Source organism: Ventrimonas sp., assembly GCF_048380235.1.
Taxonomy (GTDB): domain Bacteria; phylum Bacillota; class Clostridia; order Lachnospirales; family Lachnospiraceae; genus Brotaphodocola.
Map to the genome: position 1 here is coordinate 1 of NZ_DBFCCJ010000065.1, position 24669 is coordinate 24669.

At 48.8% G+C, this 24669-nt stretch carries 20 protein-coding genes, 1 other RNA gene and 1 pseudogene; 1 reads left to right on the plus strand and 21 read right to left on the minus strand.

Annotation, left to right across the window (positions count from 1 at the left end):
• Positions 1–426: 426 nt before the first annotated feature.
• From ACMP1L_RS10810 to metG, 16 genes and pseudogenes are all read right to left on the minus strand, one after another.
• A complete protein-coding gene (locus ACMP1L_RS10810; protein WP_418453022.1) occupies positions 427–1179 on the minus strand; it encodes a CvpA family protein in 753 nt (250 codons plus the stop codon).
• A gap of 47 nt (positions 1180–1226) precedes the next feature.
• Positions 1227–2063 (minus strand): Cof-type HAD-IIB family hydrolase, encoded by an 837-nt coding sequence (locus tag ACMP1L_RS10815; RefSeq protein WP_177304311.1) that lies wholly within the window; start codon positions 2061–2063, stop codon positions 1227–1229.
• A complete protein-coding gene (locus ACMP1L_RS10820; RefSeq protein ID WP_418453023.1) occupies positions 2063–3964 on the minus strand; it encodes a tetratricopeptide repeat protein in 1902 nt (633 codons plus the stop codon). Before ACMP1L_RS10820 ends, ACMP1L_RS10815 begins: the two co-directional genes overlap by 1 nt.
• Positions 3965–3991: 27 nt before the next feature.
• Positions 3992–4588 (minus strand): recombination mediator RecR, encoded by a 597-nt coding sequence (recR, locus tag ACMP1L_RS10825; RefSeq protein WP_418453024.1) that lies wholly within the window; start codon positions 4586–4588, stop codon positions 3992–3994.
• Between the two features lies 1 nt (position 4589).
• Complete coding sequence (locus tag ACMP1L_RS10830; RefSeq protein WP_118733412.1) at positions 4590–4943, minus strand: YbaB/EbfC family nucleoid-associated protein; 354 nt, start codon at positions 4941–4943, stop codon at positions 4590–4592.
• A 41-nt stretch (positions 4944–4984) separates the two neighbouring features.
• The gene (gene dnaX / locus ACMP1L_RS10835) at positions 4985–6598 is read right to left on the minus strand and encodes a DNA polymerase III subunit gamma/tau (protein WP_177304308.1); all 1614 of its coding nucleotides are present in this window, start codon (positions 6596–6598) and stop codon (positions 4985–4987) included.
• A gap of 42 nt (positions 6599–6640) precedes the next feature.
• Entirely contained in the window at positions 6641–7717 is a 1077-nt protein-coding gene (locus tag ACMP1L_RS10840; RefSeq protein ID WP_418453025.1) for a 6-phosphofructokinase, read from the minus strand.
• A 263-nt stretch (positions 7718–7980) separates the two neighbouring features.
• Positions 7981–8242, minus strand: an RNA gene (gene ffs, locus ACMP1L_RS10845) — signal recognition particle sRNA large type.
• 89 nt (positions 8243–8331) lie between these two features.
• Positions 8332–9282 (minus strand): carbohydrate kinase family protein, encoded by a 951-nt coding sequence (locus ACMP1L_RS10850; protein ID WP_118733416.1) that lies wholly within the window; start codon positions 9280–9282, stop codon positions 8332–8334.
• A gap of 42 nt (positions 9283–9324) precedes the next feature.
• Positions 9325–10011, minus strand: a complete 687-nt coding sequence (locus ACMP1L_RS10855; protein ID WP_118733417.1) for a D-lyxose/D-mannose family sugar isomerase — start codon at positions 10009–10011, stop codon at positions 9325–9327.
• A 25-nt stretch (positions 10012–10036) separates the two neighbouring features.
• Positions 10037–10492, minus strand: coding sequence for a tRNA adenosine(34) deaminase TadA (gene tadA / locus ACMP1L_RS10860; protein WP_118733448.1), 456 nt, complete (start codon positions 10490–10492; stop codon positions 10037–10039).
• A 173-nt stretch (positions 10493–10665) separates the two neighbouring features.
• Positions 10666–10992: pseudogene (locus ACMP1L_RS14090) on the minus strand (DUF6128 domain-containing protein); the annotation flags it as partial.
• Between the two features lie 824 nt (positions 10993–11816).
• Positions 11817–12689: a 16S rRNA (adenine(1518)-N(6)/adenine(1519)-N(6))-dimethyltransferase RsmA gene (gene rsmA, locus ACMP1L_RS10870; protein WP_418453028.1), complete on the minus strand. Its 873-nt coding sequence runs from the start codon at positions 12687–12689 to the stop codon at positions 11817–11819.
• A gap of 66 nt (positions 12690–12755) precedes the next feature.
• Complete coding sequence (locus ACMP1L_RS10875) at positions 12756–13526, minus strand: TatD family hydrolase (RefSeq protein ID WP_418453029.1); 771 nt, start codon at positions 13524–13526, stop codon at positions 12756–12758.
• A gap of 29 nt (positions 13527–13555) precedes the next feature.
• Positions 13556–14317, minus strand: a complete 762-nt coding sequence (locus ACMP1L_RS10880) for a TraX family protein (protein ID WP_418453030.1) — start codon at positions 14315–14317, stop codon at positions 13556–13558.
• A gap of 63 nt (positions 14318–14380) precedes the next feature.
• Positions 14381–16372 (minus strand): methionine--tRNA ligase, encoded by a 1992-nt coding sequence (gene metG / locus ACMP1L_RS10885; protein WP_418453031.1) that lies wholly within the window; start codon positions 16370–16372, stop codon positions 14381–14383.
• A 176-nt stretch (positions 16373–16548) separates the two neighbouring features.
• On the opposite strand from metG, the gene ACMP1L_RS10890 reads away from it, so the two are divergent.
• A complete protein-coding gene (locus ACMP1L_RS10890; RefSeq protein ID WP_418453032.1) occupies positions 16549–18387 on the plus strand; it encodes a DUF885 family protein in 1839 nt (612 codons plus the stop codon).
• A gap of 72 nt (positions 18388–18459) precedes the next feature.
• Here the strand turns inward: ACMP1L_RS10890 and araA are convergent, their stop codons facing one another.
• From araA to ACMP1L_RS10915, 5 genes are all read right to left on the minus strand, one after another.
• Positions 18460–19899, minus strand: coding sequence for an L-arabinose isomerase (gene araA, locus ACMP1L_RS10895; RefSeq protein WP_418453033.1), 1440 nt, complete (start codon positions 19897–19899; stop codon positions 18460–18462).
• 29 nt (positions 19900–19928) lie between these two features.
• Positions 19929–21044, minus strand: a complete 1116-nt coding sequence (locus tag ACMP1L_RS10900) for a GntR family transcriptional regulator (RefSeq protein ID WP_418453034.1) — start codon at positions 21042–21044, stop codon at positions 19929–19931.
• A 72-nt stretch (positions 21045–21116) separates the two neighbouring features.
• Entirely contained in the window at positions 21117–22088 is a 972-nt protein-coding gene (locus tag ACMP1L_RS10905; protein ID WP_118733425.1) for an ABC transporter permease, read from the minus strand.
• A 10-nt stretch (positions 22089–22098) separates the two neighbouring features.
• Entirely contained in the window at positions 22099–23598 is a 1500-nt protein-coding gene (locus ACMP1L_RS10910; RefSeq protein ID WP_118544132.1) for a sugar ABC transporter ATP-binding protein, read from the minus strand.
• Between the two features lie 19 nt (positions 23599–23617).
• A complete protein-coding gene (locus tag ACMP1L_RS10915) occupies positions 23618–24589 on the minus strand; it encodes an ABC transporter permease (protein WP_418453035.1) in 972 nt (323 codons plus the stop codon).
• Positions 24590–24669 lie beyond the last annotated feature (80 nt).

A 24669-nucleotide genomic window follows, 5' to 3' on the forward strand; every position in this document is an offset into this window, starting at 1 on the left:
TTCTGAAATCTCATTTCAAAGATGTCCAACCAGGACTCTTTTTTATTAGAATTTTCAGGGTTTTAAACACTGTTCAATCTTTCATTTTCAAGGTTCATGTTGTTGCTGTTCTCAGCGGCAACGTTCAATATTTTATCACATCGTTTTCGCTTTGTCAACAACTTTTTTAAATTTCTTTTTGAATCCTTTCAGATTCGCTTTGCTGTTTTCAGCAGCGTGTTATATCTTACCAGATGTTCACGCGTTTGTCAACAACTTTTTATTTTTTCTTTTTTACCCTTACGCTGTTTTTCGCGGGTGAGTTATACTATATCATTTTACTGCTGGTTTGTCAACGGTTTTTCCAAATTTTATCTTATTTTATCGTAAAAAAGGAGCTGCAAATGCAAGCATGCATCCAAAGCCCCTTCTCCACACTATTTTCCCTTACAAAAAACCAGTTAAAATGCGAATGAACAACCAGTTAAACAAGTTATTCTGATACAACAGGCTAAGCCACCAGCTTGCTTCAATCTGCATCAGAAGTGGCTGTGTCCACGGCATTCCGGAGCAAGCTTTGATCACCAGCCCAGCCAGCCATATAAACAGCAGGCCAGCCACCGCCCCCAGCAGCGCACCAGCCAGCTGATTCAGTTCCCACAGGATCGGCAGCCTTGCAATCTGATTCAGCCAGTGCGTTCCAACACGGAAAAACAGAAAAACCACTGAGAACAGGATCCCCGATCCAAGGACCCGTATAATCATGGTTGCCAGATAAGAACCAAGATAATCAAAAAAACGTTCTACTCCCAGCATTTGATAGATTTCGCTGTTATTGTTTTCAAGCAGCACTTCTTTCATCTGCTCGGGCAATTTCAATTTTTCTATCATATCCCGTTGATAAGACGGCTGTACCTCCGCTTCATTTTCCGCATCACCCTGAACTCCCGCCATGTGCAGAAGTCCCTGTCCAATCGTCTGATGAATCGCAGTATTGTTATTTAATGCTGCTGTGACACCAGGCATTGCCACCCGCGTCACAATCAGGCTTAATATCAAAGCTGACATCGTCACAGCGATGCGCACCAGCCCTCTGTAATGCCCATACAGAACCATAGACAGCCAGAATACGCCCACACCCACAGACAGCCAGTGTTCTGTTAAAAAATCCATTTTCCGCTCCATTCTGCCATATTCCATGTATTACGGTCTTCTTCTACTCTCACAAGCTGACCGCATCCAAAATTTTAATCAGCAGAAAGCACGAGCTTTTCAATCGCGTCTGCCACCCCGTCCTCGTCATTGGTCACTGTAACATAATCCGCTTCTGTTTTCAGCGCTTCCACCGCATTGCCCATGGCAACGCCAATACCGGCCATGCGGATCATAGTCATGTCATTTTCCCCATCACCGAATCCCATAGTCTGCTTCCTGCTCAGTCCCAGATGTTTCGCCAGTCGAAGTATTGCTTCCCCTTTGGTTGCTCCTTGCGCATTGATCTCCAGATTATTATCCAGGGATGAACTGACAATTACATCACCGCGTTCCTGCAGCTCCCGTCTGGCACGTGCCCGTTCCTGCTGATCTCCAAAGAAATAATTGATCTTCTCTACCGGCAGTCCGGTATCGCGGACCTTTTCTATTACATCCGGAACTTCCCGGCGTGTCTGATGGATCATGTTCTGGATCGTATCCGGAATCGCATACTCATCCATATGCTCAAGAAAACGGCGTTCACCATAAGCATAGCCATCTACATATGCATCATACATCGTGTGGAATTTTTCTGCCAGTTCCAGAATCTCGATCGCCTGCGCACAGCTCAGTTTGCGTTCATCCAGGATTTTGTGTTTTTCTACATCTTCCACGATAGCACCATTCGTCGTAATGGCATATTGAATTCCTGGCAAAGTGCGCAGAAATTCCGGCACTCCGCTCCAGATACGTCCGGTACAGGGCACAACATAAATTCCGCGGGCAATACATTCCCGCAATACTTTTTCATTCCTGGCAGAGAGACGCTTCTGGCTATCCAGAAGCGTCCCGTCTAAATCCAAGGCTATTAATCTGATATCTGTTCTCATTATATAAAGTGCTCTTCCTTTAAAATAAGCATACCGTCTTTGTCATACTTGGAAGAAAACAATCCCTTGATGGCCTTTCCAAGAGATGGCTTTTCCGCACGATCTGCAGCTTCCTCAATCAGAGCCTCCGCTTCTTTACGGACCAGCGGGATGCCATCTTCTTCCATGATTTCAATCCGCTCATAAAGCGCAAGCATACTCTTGCCGGTAATGCTACAATCGATTTCCGATGCATATTTACAGCAGTACTGAGCAAATTCATCAATGCCCATTTCTTCCTCTTCTGCTGCCTCTTCTTCCGTATCCTTCTCTTCCACTTCCGGTTCCGGCGCACGCATTGCTTCTTCGCTGACCGGAGCAATGCGGCGTACCGGGCGGTCTTCTGCTCCAGCTTCAGAATGCGCATCCGCCTGGTCTTCACGAACTGTTTCGGACTGAACTTCCGGTTCTGCATCCTGCACCGGCGGATAATCACAGCCGATGCACTCAAACTTATCTGCCAAAGATGGATTCTGCGCATGCAGCATCTCCATCTGCTTTGGATTATCGATCAGGATAATGCGCATGCCGCTTGTATCACGGGTCATAAGCATTTCCAGTTCTCCGATCATCTGCGGAGTTAAATCTCCAGCCTCCTCAATCATCAGATCTTTTCCGCTCAGCTTATCTGCACAGGCAAGAATTCCTCGCTTATTCAGCTTGGAACCAGTAATCTTTGCCACCGGATTCTTGACTCCAGTCTCTTTCTGAATCTGCTTCAAAGTCTGAATGGCAATCTCCATGCCCTTTTCAGGAGAACGCGCCTCAATCATCAGATGATTGGTCATGCGCGGAAGCTCCGGCTCTTCCTCAAGCTCTTCCACCTCCAGCTCTTCTTCTGCCTCCGGTTCTGGAGTTTCCTGCGCTGCAACTGCATTCTGCTCTGCCGCCGGCATACGGCGGATGGAATCAAGTACACGGGTCTTGCCCAGATCACTTTCATTCTCTTCTACTTCATCAGTACCTATCCGCGACACCTCTTTCGCAAGCTGTGCCTCAGCTTCAGCCTGTTTCACCTGAGCCGCGATCACTTCTTTTCCATAAGACAGATCCGGGGTAATGCTGACATCCTGATTTTCTTCATCCGTATTCTCAATTTCTGCAGTTTCCTCAGCCACCACATCCGGCTCTGTCGAAGTTTCCATTATTTCTGATTCAACAGTCCGGTCCTGATCGGGCAGTTCTTCATCATTATCCACAGAATCTTCCGCCTCAAAAGCCTGTTCCACTGCGCGAAGTTTCTCCTCATACTTGTCCCGATTCTCCACCAGGTCCATCTGGTATTTGTTTAACGGCGCATACTGAATTTTCAGTTCCATAGCCTTGTCTACATACTTGCCCAGACCAAACATCAGCATAATCTTATCACATGCTGCCACGCAGCGGTTTGCGTCGCCTGCACGATGATACAGATCAGCCAGTTCATACAGCCATTTTTCGTCCAGTTCTTCTTCCGTGTAACTTTCCAGAGAATGGATTTGCTGCTCAATCGGCGCGTCCATAGCCTTTAAGATCATATAGCGGAGCAAATGCTGACGCGGATCATCTCCCGCCAGATCACAGAACTCACGATAATATGCATTGGCCTCTTCGACATTTCCCTCCTTCAGAGAAAGATCTGTCAGTTTGTAAAGCAGGCGCTTACCGATCGGCGCACGCTCATAAGCCATGAGCAGGATATCCTTCGCGTCCTGATACTCATGGTTCTTCTCATATACATTAGCAACCATAGACAACAGATTGGCATTGCGAACTTTTTTCCAGTCAATGGTATCCGCAATCTTCATGGCCGTCTCAAAATCGCCCTGATTACTTAATTTTCTGATCTGTTCTACTTTTATGTTGAACTCGTATTTATCCATCTTCTGCACTCCTTTCTTGCCAACGGCTTACAGCTCCACGCGCCCTTCCAGGGCTCTCAGCAGGGTTACTTCATCAATATATTCCAGATCACCGCCCACCGGCACACCACTTGCGATCCGGCTTACGCGGATCCCCGTCGGTTTGATCAGCTTGCTGATATACATGGCCGTGGTCTCGCCCTCAAGGCTTGAATTTGTGGCAATGATCACCTCTTTTATGTCCCCCTGAAGACGCTGCATAAGCTCCTTCAGCCTGATGTCATTGGGTCCTATACCCAGCATCGGAGAAATTGCTCCGTGCAGTACATGGTACACACCTTCATACTTTCCGGTCTTTTCGTAAGCAGCCAGGTCTCTGGTATTCTCCACCACCATGATGGTCTTGTGATCGCGCCTGTCGCTGCTACAGATGGGACAAAGTTCCTGATCCGTCAGCGTATAGCATTCCTTACAGTAACGGATGTTGGCCTTGGCCTGCGTAATGGCTCCCGCCAGGCTTGCCACCTGCTCCTGCGGCATATTGATGATGTGAAATGCCAGTCTCTGGGCCGATTTGCTTCCAACCCCCGGAAGCTTTGATAATTCTTCGATCAGTGTTGTGATCTGTTTGCTGTAATAATCCATTTTAGAATGGGAAGCCTCCGCCCAAACCGCCTAAACCTCCGGTCAGCTTTGACATAGCTGCCTGGGACTCTTCCTCCATCTTACGAAGTGCCTCATTGGTTGCCGCCACAATGAGGTCCTGAAGCATCTCGATGTCATCCGGATCTACCACTTCCTCCGCAAGTTTCACAGAAAGTACTTCTTTTTTACCGGAAACCGTTACAGTGACTGCACCGCCACCTGCGGACGCACTGTACTCTTTCTCTTCCAGCTCTTTGGTAGTCTCTTCCATCTGACGCTGCATTCTCTGCGCCTGTTTCATTAAGTTATTCATATTGCCCGGCATACCGCCCGGGAATCCTCCACGTTTTGCCATGATCAATTACTCCTCCTGTTTTCTATATCTGAATTGTTTTACTAATCTTCAATAGTAATATCCATATGGATCGCGTTTTTCAGTTCTTCATCACTGACGTAGATGGTGTTCAAACGCTCTCCGGCGTTGCGCATGCGCGCTTTGAAATACATGGTCTTGCCATACTGCTCTTCTATATACTTCTCCAATGCCCCCAGAACCGTCGGACGGCTTCCGATCGCATAGTTATCGCTGTTGGAAAACACAATACACAGACAGCTATCGCCGCTTGGCTCCAGAACTGTGTCGCGGAAGCTCGGCCGGATAGAACCACCCTGTTCCCGGATGATTTTTCCCCAGTCCTGGCGGATGAGGTTTAAATCCTCTAATTGCGCACGCGGAATGACCACCTGCTGCGGTGCCTGTACCGGTTCTGCCGCCGTCGTGATCGTTGTGCCTGCTGCTCCCTGCGTTCCCATCCGGGCCGCCATTTGCTGCATCATCTCCGCATTGACCGGAACTCCTTCATCCATCCGGTCTTCCAGCTCATCCAGACGCTGCAGGATAGAATCCAGATTCGGCTCCATCTGCGGCTTGGTCAGCTTAATGAGCGCCAGTTCAATAAGCACGCGCTTCTGACTGGCATAGCGGATCTGATTAGCGAGTTCAGAAAAGATCCGGATAAAGCGCATGAGCGTCTCTCCGCTTATCATCTCTGCCTCTTCCCTCAGAAGCTTTAAGTTATCCTCCGACATATCCAGCATGTTTTCCGCGTCATCCGCAGTTTTTAATACGAGAAGGTTTCTCAGATACCAGATAAAGTCTGTGACAAACTGTCCCAGTTCCCGGCCCTGGATGACCATCTCTTCCAGTTTTTTCATACATGCTGTGGTGTCTTTCGCAAGCACGGCGCGAAGCAGTTCGCTGAACACGCCTGAATCTACTGCGCCAAGCACCTCCAGCACATTGTCATAGGTAAGAAGACTGCCGTAATGAAACGCCACACACTGGTCCAGAAGACTTAACGCGTCTCGCATAGAGCCGTCTGCCGCCTTGGCCACATAACGCAGAGCTTTTTCCTCCACCCGGATTTCCTCTGCATCAGCCAGTTCCCGCAGACGTGCCGCAATGGTGTCAATGGTAATACGTCGGAAATCATAGCGCTGACACCTGGACAGGACTGTGACCGGAATCTTGTGCACCTCCGTGGTCGCCAGAATGAAGATTACGTAAGACGGCGGCTCCTCCAGGGTTTTTAACAGCGCGTTAAACGCGCCGGTAGAAAGCATATGCACCTCATCGATGATGTAGACCCGGTATGCTCCCTCAGTAGGCGGATACTGAACCTGCTCACGAATCTCACGGATGTTCTCAACACCATTGTTAGATGCCGCATCAATTTCCACCACATTCATGGAACTTCCAGATGCAATGGCCTTGCAGGCCGCGCATTCGTTGCATGGGCTTCCGTTCACCGGATGCTCACAGTTAACCGCTTTGGCAAAGATCTTTGCAATGGTAGTCTTGCCGGTTCCGCGGGTGCCGCAAAACAGATACGCATGTCCGATACGTCCGCTGGTAATCTGGTTTTTCAAAGTCTGCACGATATGATCCTGGCCCTTGACATCGTCAAATTCCACCGGGCGCCATTTGCGGTACAGTGCAGTGTATGACATATTCCTTAACTCCTTGCTTCCGGCAGTCCGAAATGAATGCCGTTATTCGTCGCCAAAGCTGATTCCGATCATCTTGGCTTCCTGAATCATGGAGCAGTTTGGGTCTACCGTCTTTAACTTGCCGGCAACCACTTCCAGCGGAACCTCTGTGATCTCGTTGTTCTTCACTGCTACCATGTAACCGTATTTCTTTTCCTGAATCAGTTTGGCTGCTGCCGCGCCCAGACGGGTCGAAAGCACCCGGTCATAAGGGCACGGCTCCCCGCCCCTCTGCGTGTGACCCGGAACGGTAACGCGGACTTCCTGTCCGGTTTTTTCCGTAATCTGAGCGCCAAGCGCATATGCTACGGACGGATATACCACCTGATTCTTTTTCTTTTCTTTTAATTCTTTCTTGCTTAATATCGCATCCTCTTTGGAGATCGCGCCTTCCGCAACCGCCAGAATAGAGAAGCGTTTACCCTGTCTGCTGCGCTCTTTTAACGCCTCAACAATGACATTGATATCGTATGGAATCTCCGGAAGCAGGATGATATCTGCTCCGCCCGCAATTCCGGCATACAGCGTCAGCCAGCCAACCTTATGACCCATGACTTCCACAATAAAAACACGACCATGGGATGCCGCAGTTGTGTGGATACAGTCGATGGCATTTGCTGCTACATTGATGGCGCTCTGAAAGCCGAAGGTCACATCAGTTCCCCAGAGATCATTATCGATCGTCTTCGGAAGGGATACCACGTTAAGGCCCTCCTCCCTCAGAAGATTGGCCGTTTTCTGGCTTCCGTTTCCACCCAGCACCACCAGACATTCCAGTTTCAGTTTCCGGTATGTGTGCTTCATGGCTTCTACCTTGTCCAGACCATTCTCATCCGGAACACGCATCAGCTTGAACGGTTGTCTTGACGTTCCGAGGATGGTTCCGCCCTTTGTCAGGATTCCGGAAAAATCCGAAGGTTTCATGATCTGGTAGTCTGCGTACATAAGGCCTTTATAGCCATCTTCAAAACCAATGATCTCTACATCTTCAAACATCTTATACAGCGCTTTGGCCACACCGCGCATGGTTGCATTTAAGCTCTGGCAGTCGCCGCCGCTGGTCAGCATTCCAATTCTCATCGAAGACACACCCTTCTTTCTTTACTTTTCGTGAACATAGGGAAAATTTCCCCATTCTGCTACTCGTGACTCCGTCACTCGTTTGCCTCGCCGTTCGCCACAACCGTGCAAGCACGTTTTTGGCTCACTTTCGCTCGTTACATTATAATACACTGCTTTCTCGTTTGTCCATCTTTTATTAGGAAAAGATAGGTAAAGATAGACAGAAAAAACAGGTATATCTTCATTGTCCGAAGATACACCTGTTATTATTCTTTTTAAATCCGCGCATCCCGCTTTGTATACGGCTCACAGGCGTTACCCTGGCAGCCAGCTCGGTCCAGGCTTCCTTGCGGCACACAGAATGACTCACTTAGTGCTGCTGCATTCCTGCCCTGACACGGTTCATGAGGTTCTGTTGCGCAAGACCCAAACGTCAACGCCGCTTACCAGGGGCAGCCCTGCAAGTTCGCATCCGAGGCGGGATATCACCTCTGCTGGAGCGGATTGCAGATACAGGGCACCGCTATCTCCCCGGCTGCGCGGAAGCTTTTTGACTTGTTCTTGTGCGCATCTGCATGGTTCATCGCAAATGCCTGTTTAGTATACTCCAGAAACACAGCTTTTGTCAAGGACTACATCTGCTCCAGTACTTCCTGTTCTTCCGGAATGCTGGGAATGCCGCCCTGTCTCATGGTAGAAAGGCTTGCTGCAGTACATGCAAACCGTCCGATGCTGAAAAGTTCGTTCTCATCCAGTTCTTCCGGTTTCTTCCCGATCTTTAAAAGTCTGGAAACGGCGCTTCCTCCAAAAATATCACCTGCACCTGTGGTATCAACAGGTGTCACGGCCGGACATACAGCATACGCACCGGCGTTCCGGTTTGCCAGATACGCGCCCCGCGGCCCCATCGTAATCATAGCAAGACGGACGCCGTACTCGGAAAGCAGAACCTCTGCAGCATGCTTTTCATCTGCTGTACCCCAGAGAAATTCTGCCTCCTCATCACTGATTTTTACCACATCAGCCATAGAAAGCCCCCACAGGATCTGCTGCTTCGCTTCACCCTGTGTTTTCCAGAGCGGAGGCCGCAGATTTGGGTCAAAGGTAATCAGTTTTCCTTGCTTTTTGGCATATTCGACACACTTCTTTGTTGCTGTGCGCGCCGGATCATCAGTAAGGCTCAGTGTTCCAAAATGGACTACCGATGCCTCATCGAGCATGGAACAATCTATTTCCTCAAACGACAGCCGGGTATCTGCTCCGGGCTTTCTGGCAAAGCTGAAGGTACGATCTCCTTCCGGGGAAAACGTTACAAACGCCAATGTGGTAAACACAGAGTCGTCCACCACAATCCCCCTGGTCTCAATTCCTGCTTTCTGCATAGTCTCAAGCAACAGCTTTCCGAATGCATCGTCCCCCACCTTGCCAAGAAATGCTGTTCTGGCGCCATACCGGCTCAAGGCTGCCAGAAAATTCCCCGGTGCTCCGCCCGGATTCGCCTTCATGGTCGGATAGCCTTCTGCATCTGCGGACTGAGTCGCAAAATCTATCAAAAGTTCTCCAATGGCAATCACATCGTACATGGTATCATCCCTCCATATTTCCTTTGAAATCTGCTTCTCCGGTTATTCTGCTGCCGGATACTCAGTACAAAGCAGGCGATACGGCTTTTCATCCTCTTCAATCTTTGGGAATCTTCCCATCTTCTCGTAAAAGCGGTTATCTGTGTTGTCATCGTTGCACTGGCTGACTTCTCCCAGAAGGACCGGACCGCTTCCCTTCTCCACTTCAAAGTCGTGATACATATAAGGATAGATCGTGATGCTTTCACCCGGCGTCAGACGCACCTGGCTTCCTGCCGGAACCACCATTTCCCGCCCATCCACATGCACATGCACATCATGAACTTTGTCCAGGTCTTCCTCTTTTGTGGAATTGTATACTCGAATCAGTACATTACCACCGCCGCGGTTAATGATATCCTCCATCTTGGACCAGTGAAAATGCATGGGTGAGTACTGCCCTTCTTTGATATAAAGCAGCTTTTCCGCATAGGTTTTCGTATATTTGTCCTTCATATTCAGATTACCATTGCGGATCGTGATCAGCGAAAATCCAACCTTGTCAAAATCCCCCAGTCCATAATCCGTAATATCCCACCCCAGCATGTTATCACGGATCTCGTCATAATCATGACCTTTCTTTCCCCACTCTTCCGGTGTAAAATTGCAAAATGGAGGAAGCGCAAACCGGTATTTCTGAACCATCTGCTCCATTTCCTTTAATGCTGCATTGATCTCACTTCGTTTCATAAGAATCCCCCTTCTCCTGTGTAATTTATTTTTCTGCCCGTTTTTTGCGCAGATCTTTAAAAAACTGCGATAGCATGCCGGAGCATTCTTCCCGGCACACATTGATATCGGTCTGTACCTGGTGATTAAAGCCCTCTTCATGGAGCATGTCCAGAACAGAACCGGCACAGCCTGCCTTTGGATTCATGCATCCGATCACAACCCGCGGAATGCGTGCCTGCACAATGGCTCCTGCACACATGGGGCACGGTTCCAAAGTCACATACATGGTACAATCCTCCAGCCGCCAGTCCCCCATCTTTTTACAGGCCTTTTTCATGGCAAGAATCTCCGCATGAGCCAGTACGGTCTTGTCTGCCATGCGGCGGTTATAGCCACGGCCAATGATCTTGTCCTGATAGACGATAACGCAGCCGATAGGGACATCTCCCAAAGCTGCCGCTTTTTTCGCCTGCCGGATGGCTTCTTTCATATAACGCATGTCCTCCGGTGATACCGATGGCTCCTGCTTTATTTCTGATATTTCTTCTGTTCTTTTTTCTTCTGCCACATTTCCTTCCTTTCCGACATCGTAGCCCATAGCCAGATATTTTCTGTTATCAGTATAGCGGAAAGTCTTCTGTTAAGGAAGAGGCAAATCATTCTTTCATTCTCTTACAGCCGGATATCCGTATACCAGTATCCAAAACGCCCATCTCCCTGCGGTTGTTTCCTGGCCAGCACAAAATGAGGAAAGCCAAACATGGACGCCATATATTTCTCGTTGCTGAAATAATGGCCGGGCACACCAAGAAGATACCTGGGCGGCTGCTGCGGCTCCAGAAGCTTTGCCAGAATCAGATGACGGTAATTATAGTAGCCGTGAAGAAGAAAACTGTTATTGCCATAGGTCCAGACCTCCCTCGGCAAAAGACCGATATCCTGTGGTTTGATGGACAGGATCTCGCAGCCGTTATCATAGTCAAAAGCCAGAACCTTGGTATACAGATCACTCATCTTCTTCCAGATATTGGTGTCAGCCAGTTCCTCATTTTCTTCACGGTCCAGCTCGGCAAGACGAGCGGTATCCTCCGGGCCCCAGGACTGAGATTGCTGCTCTTTTGGAGCCTGTTGAGACTGTTCCAGGGACTTCGGTTCCTCCTGGAGAGTTTCCTGCTGCATTGCAGGCTCTGAGCTGTCCTTATCCACATTTTCATTTTCTTCTCCCCAGGGCGCCGTAGCCTCCAGCTTCTGCTCCTCTGCTTCCAGTTCCCGCTCAATTTCTGCGGAAACCGTAAGTTCCTGATCTTCCTTTTGTTTTCTCAGATTCTCCGCCGTCACCTCTGCCAGCTGAATTTCTGCCGTCTGTGCCACCGCATCCTCCCAGATGGTCGTGTAACTCTGCCAGGCATTTTCCAGCTCATGGATGGTAAGCCCATAGCAGTCATCCACACGCAGACCGGAACCATCCACATTCTCCGACTGTATCTGGGTACGGAATTCTCCGGCACCGCCGCGGATAAAAATCCGGCCAAGCAGAAGTTCGCCGCCGGCATGAAGCAGATACACGCCCACATCACTGCTGCCCACATACACTTTCTTCACATTCACCTGAATACGGCACTGGGGGCCACGCATATCAATCTTGGCAAAGCCGATGTTTTTTCCTTTTTCCCCGCCCTCATAGGCATATATGTACGAAATCAGTCTCCGATAATCAGACATAGCTCTCATCCCCTCCGCGATTATAGTACTCCGGAAATTCCGAACGTACATTACTATATATGCGGATGCAATAAGAGCTATGTCCAAAATCCGTATTCAGTTTATTTACAGTTTTCCGTAAAAAAATTTGCAAGCTGCGCAAACTGCTGTAAGTCCAGTGCCTCGCCGCGAATGGTAGCCGGTACACCCAGGCTTTCAATGGCAGCCACGATCTGTTCCTTGGTAAAAGAAACATCCGGCGCATTGTTCAGACCATTCTGCAGGGTCTTTCTGCGCTGGTTGAAGGAAGCGCGGATGAGACGGAACATCAGCTTCGGATCTGCCACCTGAACCGGCATCTCTTTATGGCGGGTCAGACGGATCACCGCAGAACCTACGTTTGGCCGCGGGATGAAGCAGTTCGGCGGTACATTTGCCACAATATATGGCTCTGCGTAATACTGCACTGCCAGTGACAGGGCACCATAATCCTTGGAGCCAGGTCCCACCTGCATGCGGTCTGCCACCTCTTTCTGTACCATAACCGTAATGTTGTCGATCGGCACATTGCTTTCAAACAGACCCATAATAATCGGTGTGGTAATATAATATGGCAGGTTTGCTACAACCTTGATGGGGCGTCCACCATTGTGTTCCTCTGCCAGCTTTTTTATGTCAACCTTTAAAATATCCTCGTTGATCACAGTGACATTATCGTATTCTGCCAGAGTTTCTTTCAGAATCGGGATCAGATTGTTATCAATCTCTACCGCAACCACCTCTCTTGCCGCTTCTGCCAGATACTGCGTCATGGTTCCGATACCTGGGCCGATCTCCAGCACCATATCCTCTTTTGTCACACCTGCTGCCCCAATGATCTTATCTAGTACATGAGGATCGATCAGAAAGTTCTGTCCGAACTTCTTCTGGAAAGCAAACTGGTATTTCTGGATCACCTCGATGGTATTCTTCGGGTTGCCAAGTTTTTCTCTCATTCTATAATTCTCCTGTTTCGGCTGTTTACTTATATTTCATCTTATCTTATCACACAATTTTTTCGATTACAATGAAAGCCGATACATCTGTTTTGCATTCCGGTTTGTTATCTCAATGATCTGCTCTGCCGGCACATCTTTGATTCTGCTGATTTCTTCCACCACGTATGGAAGATTCAGGGAAGAATTGCGCTTTCCGCGGTTCGGCACCGGGGAAAGATACGGACAATCCGTCTCCAGCACAATCCGGTCGAGCGGCATATAAGCGACCACCTCTTTTAATTTTTTTGCGTTATTGAAGGTAAGCACCCCGCCGATTCCCAGATAAAATCCCATGTTCAGGTACTCTTTTGCCATCTCCAGGCTGTAAGAGAAACAGTGAATTACACCGCCAATCTCCCCTGCCTTTTCTGCTTTCATGATATCCAGAGTATCTTTAGCCGCGTCACGGCTATGAATGATGACCGGAAGTTTCTTCTCCCGAGCCAGTCCCAGCTGACGCACAAACCACGCTTTCTGAAGCTCCGGTTCCGGCTCATCCCAGTGGTAATCCAGGCCAATCTCACCGATGGCCACCACCTTTTTCTCCTCGGCCACATGGCGCAGCCAGTCAAAAAGATGGTCATTCAGCTCTGCAGTTTCGCTTGGATGCACACCAACTGCACCGTATACGAACGGATACTTTTTCATCAGCTCCAGTGTATTTTTCGTTGTCTGGATGCTGGCACCCACGTTTACCACGGCCTCAATGCCGTGTTCCGCAAGACTCCTTAAGACCGCATCCCGGTCCTCATTAAATGCCTCATCATCATAATGGGCATGGGTATCAAAAATCATTGTAATCTCCTCTTTATCAAAAATCCGGATTACCCGAACACCAGTCTTGAAATCCCATACAGGACAAGCAGATGCACCGGATACACCAGATAGAAAAACCATTTGCCTTTCCAGCTTCCACGGGTTCCGTTGTAGCACCGGATCAGGAAAAAGGATACCGCAAGTCCTGGAATATAAACCGGCCGGAACTCTGCTGCTGCCATCAGGACAAAACCAGCCAGACACGCCGTATCCGGTGTCAAGCGAAACCAGAACAGCACCGCGATCAGCATAATACCGGCCGCGTCATAGTCAGTCCGCAAAAACCAGGCCAGAAGTGCCGCTCCTACAACCACCGCCATCTGCCGGTACTGCGAATGCGCCGCATCGGTATTCCTGCCAATCCAGTCCACCGCAGTCAGCATAAGCACACCGAGAAACAGTGTAAAAAATACATTCTGGCTGTGTGTATCCCATATTTTCCCGTAAACAAGTAAATCAAAGGGAATTTCCGAAATCAAGGCAAATACACCAAGACGCAGCGCATAGCGCCTGCGGTTTCTGGTGTGACAGAATCCTTCTGTCAGCAGGAACACATAAATCGGAAACGCCATACGCCCCACGGACCGCAGAATCCAGAACGCCTGGTTCCACCGCTCTGCCATCGTGTCTTTCCCAGCCACATGTAACGCCGGAATCAGACCATACGCCAGGAGCCTGATAGCTGCATGGTCGCACAGCATACTGATAACGGCAATCAGCTTTAGCTGATTGCCGTTTAATCCATGTCTCAAAAACTGTTTTTCAGACATCTGTCTTTGTTCCTCTTTTTCAGCAGCCTCACAGCTGCCATGTTTTTACTGCAGAATCTTACTTTAGCAGATTTCTGCACCGGACGGCATCTTCTTCTCCGGAACCATCAGGGACAGGTTGCCGTCTGCGTCTTCTGCGCAGAGGAGCATGCCCTCAGACAGAACTCCGGCCAGCTTTGCAGGCTTTAAGTTGACAACTACCATAACTTTCTTGCCTACCATCTCTTCCGGTGAGTAATGTGCCTTGATGCCGCTGACGATCTGCTTTACCTGGCTGCCAATCTTAACCTGGGAGCAGAGAAGCTTTTTAGACTTCTTGACTGCCTCGCAGGCAATGATCTCGCCAACCTGGAACTGAAGCTTTGCAAAATCATCATACTCAATCTCAGCCTTCGGCTCGATGTCGATAACCGGTTCCTCTTCCTTTACTTCCTCAGCAGCCGGCTGTGCAGCCTTCTCTGCTGCGCGCATAGCCTCTACCTTTTCCATTACTTCCTTAAGATCCATTCTTGCAAACAGGATCTCCGGCGCGTCGGTTACATGCTCGCCGGACGGATACAGACCAAACTGATCCATCTCGGAAAGGGCACGCTTCTGCGCATGGAGCTGGGCCAGGATCTTCTTGGATGTATCCGGCATAAAGGACTCCAGCAGGGATGCACCAATGGTGATGGCCTCTACCAGATTGTAGAGAACGGTTGCCAGACGCTCTTTCTGAGCCTCGTCCTTGGCCAGTGCCCAAGGCATGGTCTCGTCGATATATTTGTTGCAGCGGCGGAAGATGTTGAAGATCTCGGTGATGGCATCTGCCACACGAAGCTCATTCATCTTGCTCTCTACCTTCTTTACGGATGCCAGAACGACATTCTTTAAGTCCTCATCAACGGCATCGGAAGCACCGCCGTTTCTCACCTCGCCGCCAAAATACTTGTTGGACATGGAGATGGTACGGTTTACCAGGTTTCCAAGGATGTTTGCCAGGTCAGAGTTCATGCGCTCTACCATCAGCTCCCAGGAGATGACACCGTCATTCTCGAACGGCATCTCATGCAGAACAAAATAACGGACTGCATCTACACCAAAAAAGTCTACCAGAGTATCTGCGTAAAGCACGTTGCCCTTGGACTTACTCATCTTGCCATCACCCTGTAAAAGCCACGGATGACCAAATACCTGCTTCGGGAGCGGCAGATCCAGCGCCATCAGGAAGATCGGCCAGTAAATAGTATGGAAGCGGATGATATCTTTACCGATCAGGTGAAGGTCTGCCGGCCAGTATTTATCAAACAGTTCTCCGCTATGGCCATCGCAGTCGTAGCCAAGGCCGGTAATATAGTTGGTCAGTGCATCCAACCATACATAGGTAACATGCTTCGGATCAAAGGAAACCGGAATGCCCCAGGTGAAGGAGGTTCTGGATACGCACAGATCCTGCAGACCCGGCAGAAGGAAATTGTTCATCATCTCGTTCTTTCTGGATACCGGCTGGATGAACTCCGGATGCTCGTTGATGTACGCGATCAGGCGGTCTGCGTATTTGCTCATTTTGAAGAAGTAAGCTTCCTCTTTGGCCGGCTGTACCTCGCGACCGCAGTCTGGGCACTTGCCGTCTACCAACTGAGACTCGGTAAAGAAGGACTCACACGGTGTGCAGTAAAGGCCCTCATAATAGCCTTTGTAAATATCACCCTGATCGTACAGTTTTTTGAAGATTTTCTGTACCTGAGTCTCATGATCGGAATCAGTGGTACGGATGAATTTGTCGTAGGAAGTGTTCATCAGATCCCAGATTGTCTTGATCTGACCTGCCACATCGTCTACAAACTGCTTCGGAGTTACACCTGCAGCCTCAGCCTTTAACTCAATTTTCTGACCATGCTCATCGGTACCGGTCTGGAAGCGGACATCATAGCCCTGCTCTCTTTTAAAACGCGCGATGCTGTCTGCAAGCACGATCTCATAGGTGTTGCCGATATGCGGCTTGCCGGATGTATAGGCAATCGCAGTGGTAATATAATACGGTTTCTTACAATTACAATTTTCATTCTGACACATGAGCCAAATTCCTCCTAAACTTTCGGTGCGCTAATTAAACCAACTATATCATAAAATCCGCGAAAACTCAATATAATGCGCGGCTTCCTCATGCCTGGCGATCTCACATATATTGTATTTCCTTCGAGTATATTATATAATTAGGAACACTTAAGATCATTTTGGAGGATCGCTTCATGCATAAAAACTACAAAAAGCTGCCGCCATTTCTGACTGCCGCGCTCTGCGCCATGCTGCTTTGTTCCTGCGCTCCTGCTTTACGGGCTCCACAGCCTACAACTGCTGCCCCTTATGAGGAAGAAAGCGGTGCGGACTACGAACAGCTCACAGAAAGCAGTTTAAAGGAACAGCAGCGCTTTGCGGATTTTGAGGAAAATCTGTTTCAGAATGAGATTTCCGCCTCCCGGCTGGACCTGCATTTTCTTTTAAAAAATCCGGAGGCCCGCGGCATTACCGAAACAGACGCGCTGATTGCCCCCATCTCCATGGAAGCTTTTCAGCAGACACGGAAGGACCAGGAAAAACTGCGGAATGAACTTTCCGGTTTCCAGACCTCTCTGCTGACAGAGGACCAGAAGCTTACACTCCGCATTCTGGAAAGCCTGATGAATACCGAGAAAAAGGGTGAGGGCCTGGAGCTTTACAGCCAGCCGCTGGCGCCAACCATCGGTACCCAGGCGCAGCTTCCCATGCTTCTCTGTGAATACACATTCTACACCCGCCAGGATGCAGAGGACTATTTGAACATCCTGGAATACCTGGATACCTTTTACGGACAGATTCTTTCCTTTGAGCAGGAAAAGGCAAGGGCCGGACTGATGATGAGCAACACCTCCATTGACCATGTCATCGAATCCTGCAAAAGCTACCTGCTGGTTCCGGGCAATAATTTTATGATCGACTCTTTCAAAGAACGGTTACGTGCGCTTCCCGATCTGACGGAGGATGCAAAAAAAGAACTCTGCGCCCGCAACGAGGCTGCTCTGGAGGAACATTTTGTTCCTGCATACAAGCTGCTGATCGATGGTCTGGAAAAGCTAAAGAACACTGGCACCAACGAAAAGGGCATGTGCGGATATCCGGATGGAAAAACCTATTACGAGTATCTTGTATACACAGCTACCGGGACCTCGTATCACTCCATCGACGAACTGATGACGGCAACGGCGCAGGAAATTTCCGATAACCTGGAAATTACTTCAAAGCTGTTATCAGAACACCCTGAACTGGAATCCATGCTGGACAGCTACCAGTACCGCCAGACTGAACCCACTGCTATCATGGAAGAATTAAAAGAGCAGACCTTAAAGGACTTTCCTCAGCTTCCGGAATGCAGCTACACCTTAAAGGATGTCCCAAAAGCACTGGAGCTTTCCTTAAGCCCTGCCTTTTATCTGACTTCACCGATCGATGACAGCTCCCAGAATGTCATCTACATCAACAAAAACCCCATCTATGACAACCAGCCCCTCTACAACACCATTGCCCATGAAGGCTATCCGGGGCATCTGTACCAGACTGTCTGGTTTCACAATCACTGCAGCTCCGACCTGAGAAAAATCTTAAGCTTTTCCGGCTATACCGAGGGCTGGGCCGCTTATGTGGAAGCACTCTCCTACCGGTTAGACAACGGACTGGACCCGCTGCTCGGTGAGCTGCTGGAAGCCAACTCCAAAGCCACCCTCGGCATTCACGCCTACCTGGATCTGGCTGTGAATTACCTGGGCTGGGAACGGAAGGATGTGCAGAAATATCTGGCCTCCTATTTCAGTGATCCTGAATCCGTTGTGGATTCCATGTTTGAAACCATGGTAGATAATCCCGCAAACTACCTTTCTTATTTCATCGGCTCTCTGGAAATCTGCAATATGCGGGAAACTGCTGAACTGCAGCTGGGAGATTCCTTTGATGCCACTGCATTCCACACCTTCCTTTTGGATATGGGAAATGCACCTTTTGATGTGATTCAGTCTTACTTTACCACCTGGCTCATGAACCAGAAGATGAGAAAGTAGCATATCTATCTGCAGACAAAGATCCGCCCGGCAGCCTGTGAAGGCTGCCGGGCGGATCTTCTTTTCCTTAGTTTATTTCATGAAGAATTTCTGCAGATCTGCTTCAGTAGTGTCCTCACCGATGGTGATGAGTTCTGTGCCAGTCAGACGTGCAAACATTGCGATATCGTCTCTGGTCAGTGCGGTAGATACGACAGAGTGATGAGCGCCGCCTGCGTAGCACCATGCTGCGGTACCGATCTGGAAGTTCGGTTTGTGGCGGTACATGATTCTTGCTACCGGAAGATTCGGCATCGGTTTCGGCTGTTTTACCAGCTCGATGTCTGCACAGATCAGACGGAAGTGATCGCCCATGTCAACCATGGTTACCTGGATGCCATCGCCGGTCACACCATCGAAGATCAGTCTGGCCGGATCCTCCTTACCGCCGATTCCAAGCGGCAGTACATCAATCTCCGGTTTGGTTGCTGCAAATGCCGGCGGAACCTCCAGCATATGGGATGCAAGCTCAAGCTCCTGGCCCTGGGTTAAATCATAGGTATAATCCTCGATAAAGCCTGTAGCACCATCTTTGCCCTCAGACATCTTCATAAGGACTGCAGATAACGCAGAGATCTTGTAATCACCTTCCGGACCAAAGCCAATGCCCTTTGCCATTAAATTCTGAGCTGCAATACCCGGAAGCTGCTTTAATCCGTGCAGATCCTGGAAGGTATCTGCGAACGCGCCGATACCATTGGCTGCCAGGAATTTCTCCAGGCCAATCTCATATTTAGCCTGCTCACGCACAGAGTCGATGCGGTCAGTCTTCATGGTGTACTTGTCGGTATACTCTTTCATCTTTGCATCAATCTCAGCCTCAGTCACTGCATTGATGATATCTACCAGATCACCCAGGGCAAAGTAATTGCACTCCCAACCGTATTTGATCTGGCTCTCTACGCGGTCACCATCAGTTACAGCTACTTCACGCATGTTGTTGCCGAAGGAAGCAACCTTTAAGGACTTAGAGTAGGAAATTGCCTTTGCAACTGATGCGAACTGACGGATTTTTGCAACAACGTCATCATGTTTGTAGTAACCTGCAACCACCTCGTGCGGGATACCGAGTCTTGCTACGATAAAGCCGTACTCACGGTCACCATGAGCAGACTGGTTTAAGTTCATGAAGTCCATATCAATGCTGTCATACGGAAGCTTCTCATTTGCCTGGGTATGCAGATGCAGAAGCGGTTTTCTCAGCTCCTGAAGGCCTTTGATCCACATCTTGGCCGGGGAGAAGGTATGCATCCAGGTGATCACACCTACACACTCATCATCGCAGGATGCCTGACGCATGGTCTTAATACAGCTCTCAGAGTTGATGATGGTCGGAACCAGCTCCACCTCTGCGATATCTTTTAATTTCTCATTCAAAAATTCTGCCATCTGGCGGCTGTCCTCTGCCACCTGTCTTAAGCACTCGTCTCCATAAAGATCCTGGGAGCCTACTGCAAAGTATAACTTTTTCATGTCAATCTACCTCCTATAAATGTGAATGCTCATCTTATATCACGAACCGAGTTTCCATTGTTAAATGAAACCGGAAACTGGTGCGCGTAGTTCTTTTTCTGCCAGTCCGGATCCTCCATCATACGGAGCAGATTCCGGGCTGTGATCCGTCCCAGATTATACTTGGGATGGATTGCTGACAGGATTTTCAGTTCCGCGTTCTGTTCCGGTCCCGCATCGTCAAACGACACCAGTGAAAGATCCTCCGGCACACGCAGTCCGCGTTCCTTTAAAAAATCCATATAGAAGCCGGCCACCTCATCGTTGTAGAGGATCATGGCCGTGCAGTCCTTGGTCCGGCGGTACATCCGCAGCAGACTTTTTCTGCTTAACTTCTCTTCCATATCCTTGGTGGAATACCACCGGATACAGTCATCGTCAAAATTGATCCCGTAATCCGACAGACATTCGATAAAACCGCGATAGCGCTCAATGCCCTGCATATCATCATACTTAAAAATCCCTCCAATGCGGCGATGTCCATTCTGGATCAGCATCCGGGTCAGTTCATAGCCCGCCCGGGCATCCGACATCTCCACACTGTCAAACTGTTCATTCTGATAATGATTGTGAATGAACAGCGTTGGAATATTCCGTTTCCGGATTTCCTTATAAAGACGCAGATTCGGATTGGGAAAGGTGGACCGAGTTCCCTCAATGATGAGCCCGGCCACATTCCGGTTTAAAAATCCCTTTAAGTATATTTCTTCATCGTTCAGCCGGTTTCTGGTTACGGCCACATCGATCTCAAAGCCTTTTTCCCGGAGCACCGATTCAATTCCCGCATAGACCTGCGGAAACAGATAGTCCGAAAAGTAGCTTAAGATCAGCCCAACATGGGGGCATGCTCCGTCCGCGTCGCTATTTTCATACGATACATAGGTTCCGCTTCCCTTTATCCGGACGATCAGTCCGTCCTTTTCCAGACGATCCAGAGCATTCCGCACCGTCTGTCTGGAATATCCGAACTTTTTCTGAAGGATATGTTCCGATGGGAACTTATCCTGATTCTTGATCACACCGCTGGTGATCAGGGTACGGCCCCAGTTATAAAGCTTCTGGTATTTCAGATTCTGCTGATTCTGACTTCCCACTGTTCTGGGCATATCATCAAACCTCCGATGTGATTCCTTATGCTGTCATTCCCATCGTTTTATTCTTCTCCGTTTTCAGGCCTGCTATTTGATTACCTGCAGGGACTGACGGTCTGCAAATACTGCTACGAATACCAGGAAGACTACACCCTGGATCAGCTGCATGAGCTGTGTAGTAAAGCCCATCATGGTCAGTCCGCTGTTTAATACGATGTAAAGCAGAGAACCTACGATGATGTTTTCAAAGCGTACCTTTGCACCGCCGGAGATTGGCATACCGCCAAGTACCAGTGCGATCAGGATCTGGGTCTCTAACTGGTTACCGCCGGAAGAAGTAACAGAACCAACTTTGATAACGTTGATAAACGCTGCAAAACCGGTAATTGCACCAGCTAAAACGTAGATCCAGAACTTCATGCGGTCGGTGCGGATACCAGAGAACATTGCAGCCTTCTCACCTGCACCGATAGCCTTTAAGTAAGTGCCGAACTTCGTGAAGCGGAACAATACAAATCCAATAACCAGAATCAGTACGGTACACGCAATCTTTAATCCGGTGCTGTCAAAGTTGATCAGCTTTGCAGAACCTGCGACCGGCGCGTTGGTGGTCAGATACTTGATAAATCCACGGAACAGGAACATGGTACAGATCGTAACAATAAAGGATTTGATCTTGCGGTATACATAGAAGTAACCGTTGATTGCTCCGATCACTGCGCCTGCCACGATACCGCCCACAATTGCAAGCGGAATGCTGGTCTTGGAAAGCATACATACTACGATGGATGCAATACCCAAGATAGAGCCCTGAGAGAAATCCAGGCCACCCATGGTCATGATAAAGAATACACCGGTTGCTGCGATCATAGTCACATATACCTGTGACAGTACCAGCGGCAGGTTCTTCATCATTCGGAAATTCGTGAGTACATTAAACAGTAAGAAAATGATAATCAGTCCCGCGATCGGAAGCAGGGCACGGATCATCGACATTTTTGATATTTTTTTGAGCTGCTGCTCCTTCTGGTCTGTGTTTGTCTTAACTTGATTCTCCATTGCTGCCTCCTTATACCATCATCGTAATCAGGCTGTTCTCATCGAGGGCCTCATTACGCTCCAGCTCTCCGCTGGTCCTGCCATCCTTCATGATCATGATGCGGTCGCACATACCAATGAGCTCCATTAACTCCTCGGAAATCATGATGATGGACTTGCCATTCTTTCTCATCTGGTTCATTAACTGGTAGATATCCTGTTTTACCTTGATATCGATGCCTCGGGTCGGACTGTCTAATACAACGATATCAGAGTCTTTACCGATCCATCTTGCCAGAACAACCTTCTGTTTATTACCGCCGGAAAGGTCGGATACAAACTGGTCTACGTTGACCATCTTAACGGACATCTGCTTTGCATATTTGTTTGCAAACTCTTTTAACTTCTTGTCGCTTAACAGATGGCTCTTACCGGCCAGGCTGTCTAAGGACGGAAGGCAGATATTATCACCGATACTCTGGTTTAACACAACAGACTCATTATCACGGTCTTTGGACGTGTAAGCAATGCTGTGTTTAATGGCAGTCGGAATATCATTGATCTGGGTTCCATCTGCCAGTTCTACGATACCGGTACGGTCATAGGAAGCGCCGAAAATAGCTTTTCCGATTTCATGCATACCGGACTCGGACAGACCGCCAAAGCCAAGGATCTCACCCTTGTGCAGGTCAAAGCTTACATCGTGGATCAGGCCTGGAACAGATACATTCTTTACAGAAAGAACCACCTCATCAGAAACCTTCTCTCCGTAATCGGAACGATAATAGTCACCGGTTACCTCACGGCCAACCATGAGACGCTTTAAGTCATCCTCTGTTACGTCTTTGCTCTTTACAGTGTCAATGTAAACACCGTCACGCATGATAGTGATGGTATCAGACTTGTCCAGAATCTCCGGAAGATCATGGGAAATGAAGATGATAGAGTTGCCGCTTTCACGGATCCGGTTCATGTGCTTGTACAGCTCTTCACGTCCCTCCTGAGAAAGAGCGGTGGTGGTCTCATCGATGACTACGATCTTCGGATCAAAGTAGGTTGCCTTTACGATTTCAATCAGCTTACGGTCCTCAAAGTTATACTCATCAATAATGTCTGCTGCCTTGATACGCTCAAAGCCATATTTCTTTAAGAGCTCCGTTGCCTTCTTGTTCATGGCATTGGTGTTCTTGATTCCCATATGTACGAACTGGTCCTCATGACCCAGGAAGATATTCTCTGCCACAGTCAGGCCAGACAGGGTACCAAGCTCCTGCACGATAATGGAGACACCCTCGTTATTTGCCTCAACCTGGTTTTTCGGATGGATCTCTTTTCCATCCAGTACGAAGGTACCGCTTCCGATGCTGTAGATACCGGTCAACATGTTGGTCAGGGTTGATTTACCGGAACCATTCTCACCGATCAGCGCATGTACCTCGCCTTTGTTTACGTTAAATGAAACATTCTGAACCGCCTTCGTGATACCGAAGGACTTGCAAAGATTTTTTACCTCTAACCTTACTTCGCTCATTGCATTTCCTCCCTATGATCTACTTGACGATCTCGCCTTTTGTTACTTTGGTGGTTACCGTAATGATGATCAGCAGCGCAAGGCCGGTGATAACATCCTGGATTGCGGTCGGAGCACCCATGGCGATGAATCCGAAGAAGATGATGTTGATGACAAACTCACCGATCACAATTGCCTGTAACGGCATACCGTATTTCTTGAATGCAAGTCCAAAGAAGCAGCCCATGGTCGGAACGAAGTTACGGCTCATGGAGGCCATTCCGGTTACTGCTACCATGGAAGAACCATAGCTGATGGTCAGGACTGCCATGACGCCAAGGAAGGCGCCACTTAAGATGAATGCCAGAACCTTATATTTATCTACGTTGATACCCATATTCTTGGCTACAAACTCGTTGCTGCCGATCGCGTAGGTGTATGTACCGATCTTGGTGTAATTTAAAAAGATGTAAGCAATCACGCATGCTAACACTGCCAGGATAATGTTGCCCGGCATCTGGCCAAAGGCACGCAGGTTAGACGGAAGCGTCTGCTCCACACCGCCTGCGATATAGTTCGCAACAGACTCATAGATCAGCGCAAGACCCGTGGTTACGATCATAGACGGAATATGAAGCTTAACATAGAAAACGCCGTTCAACAGACCAACGATGGAACCGGTCACGATACTTCCGATGATGAGTCCGGCATAGCCCATTCCGAATCTTGATGCGAACACGCAGCCAACGATTGCGGAAAGCATGATGTTTGCACCAATAGAGAAATCAAACATTCCCATAACCATGACGAAATAGAAGCCAACTGCACCGACTGTGGCGATCAGGCTGGCCTGGAAATAGCTCAGCATGTTAGCCGGTGAACCAAAGTTGCTAGGTGTCAGGATCTTAAAAATCAGCCAGGAAAGCACTACCAGACCAAACAGGATCAGATAGCCCCTCGCAGTTCCCGAAAGCTTTTTCTTTCCGGGTGTGTCAACAACAGAAGTACCCATATTCTTTACCTCATTCTTATTTCATACTAAGACATGACGGCCGGCATCGCCGCGCGATACCGGCCGTCTCAAGCTACTCA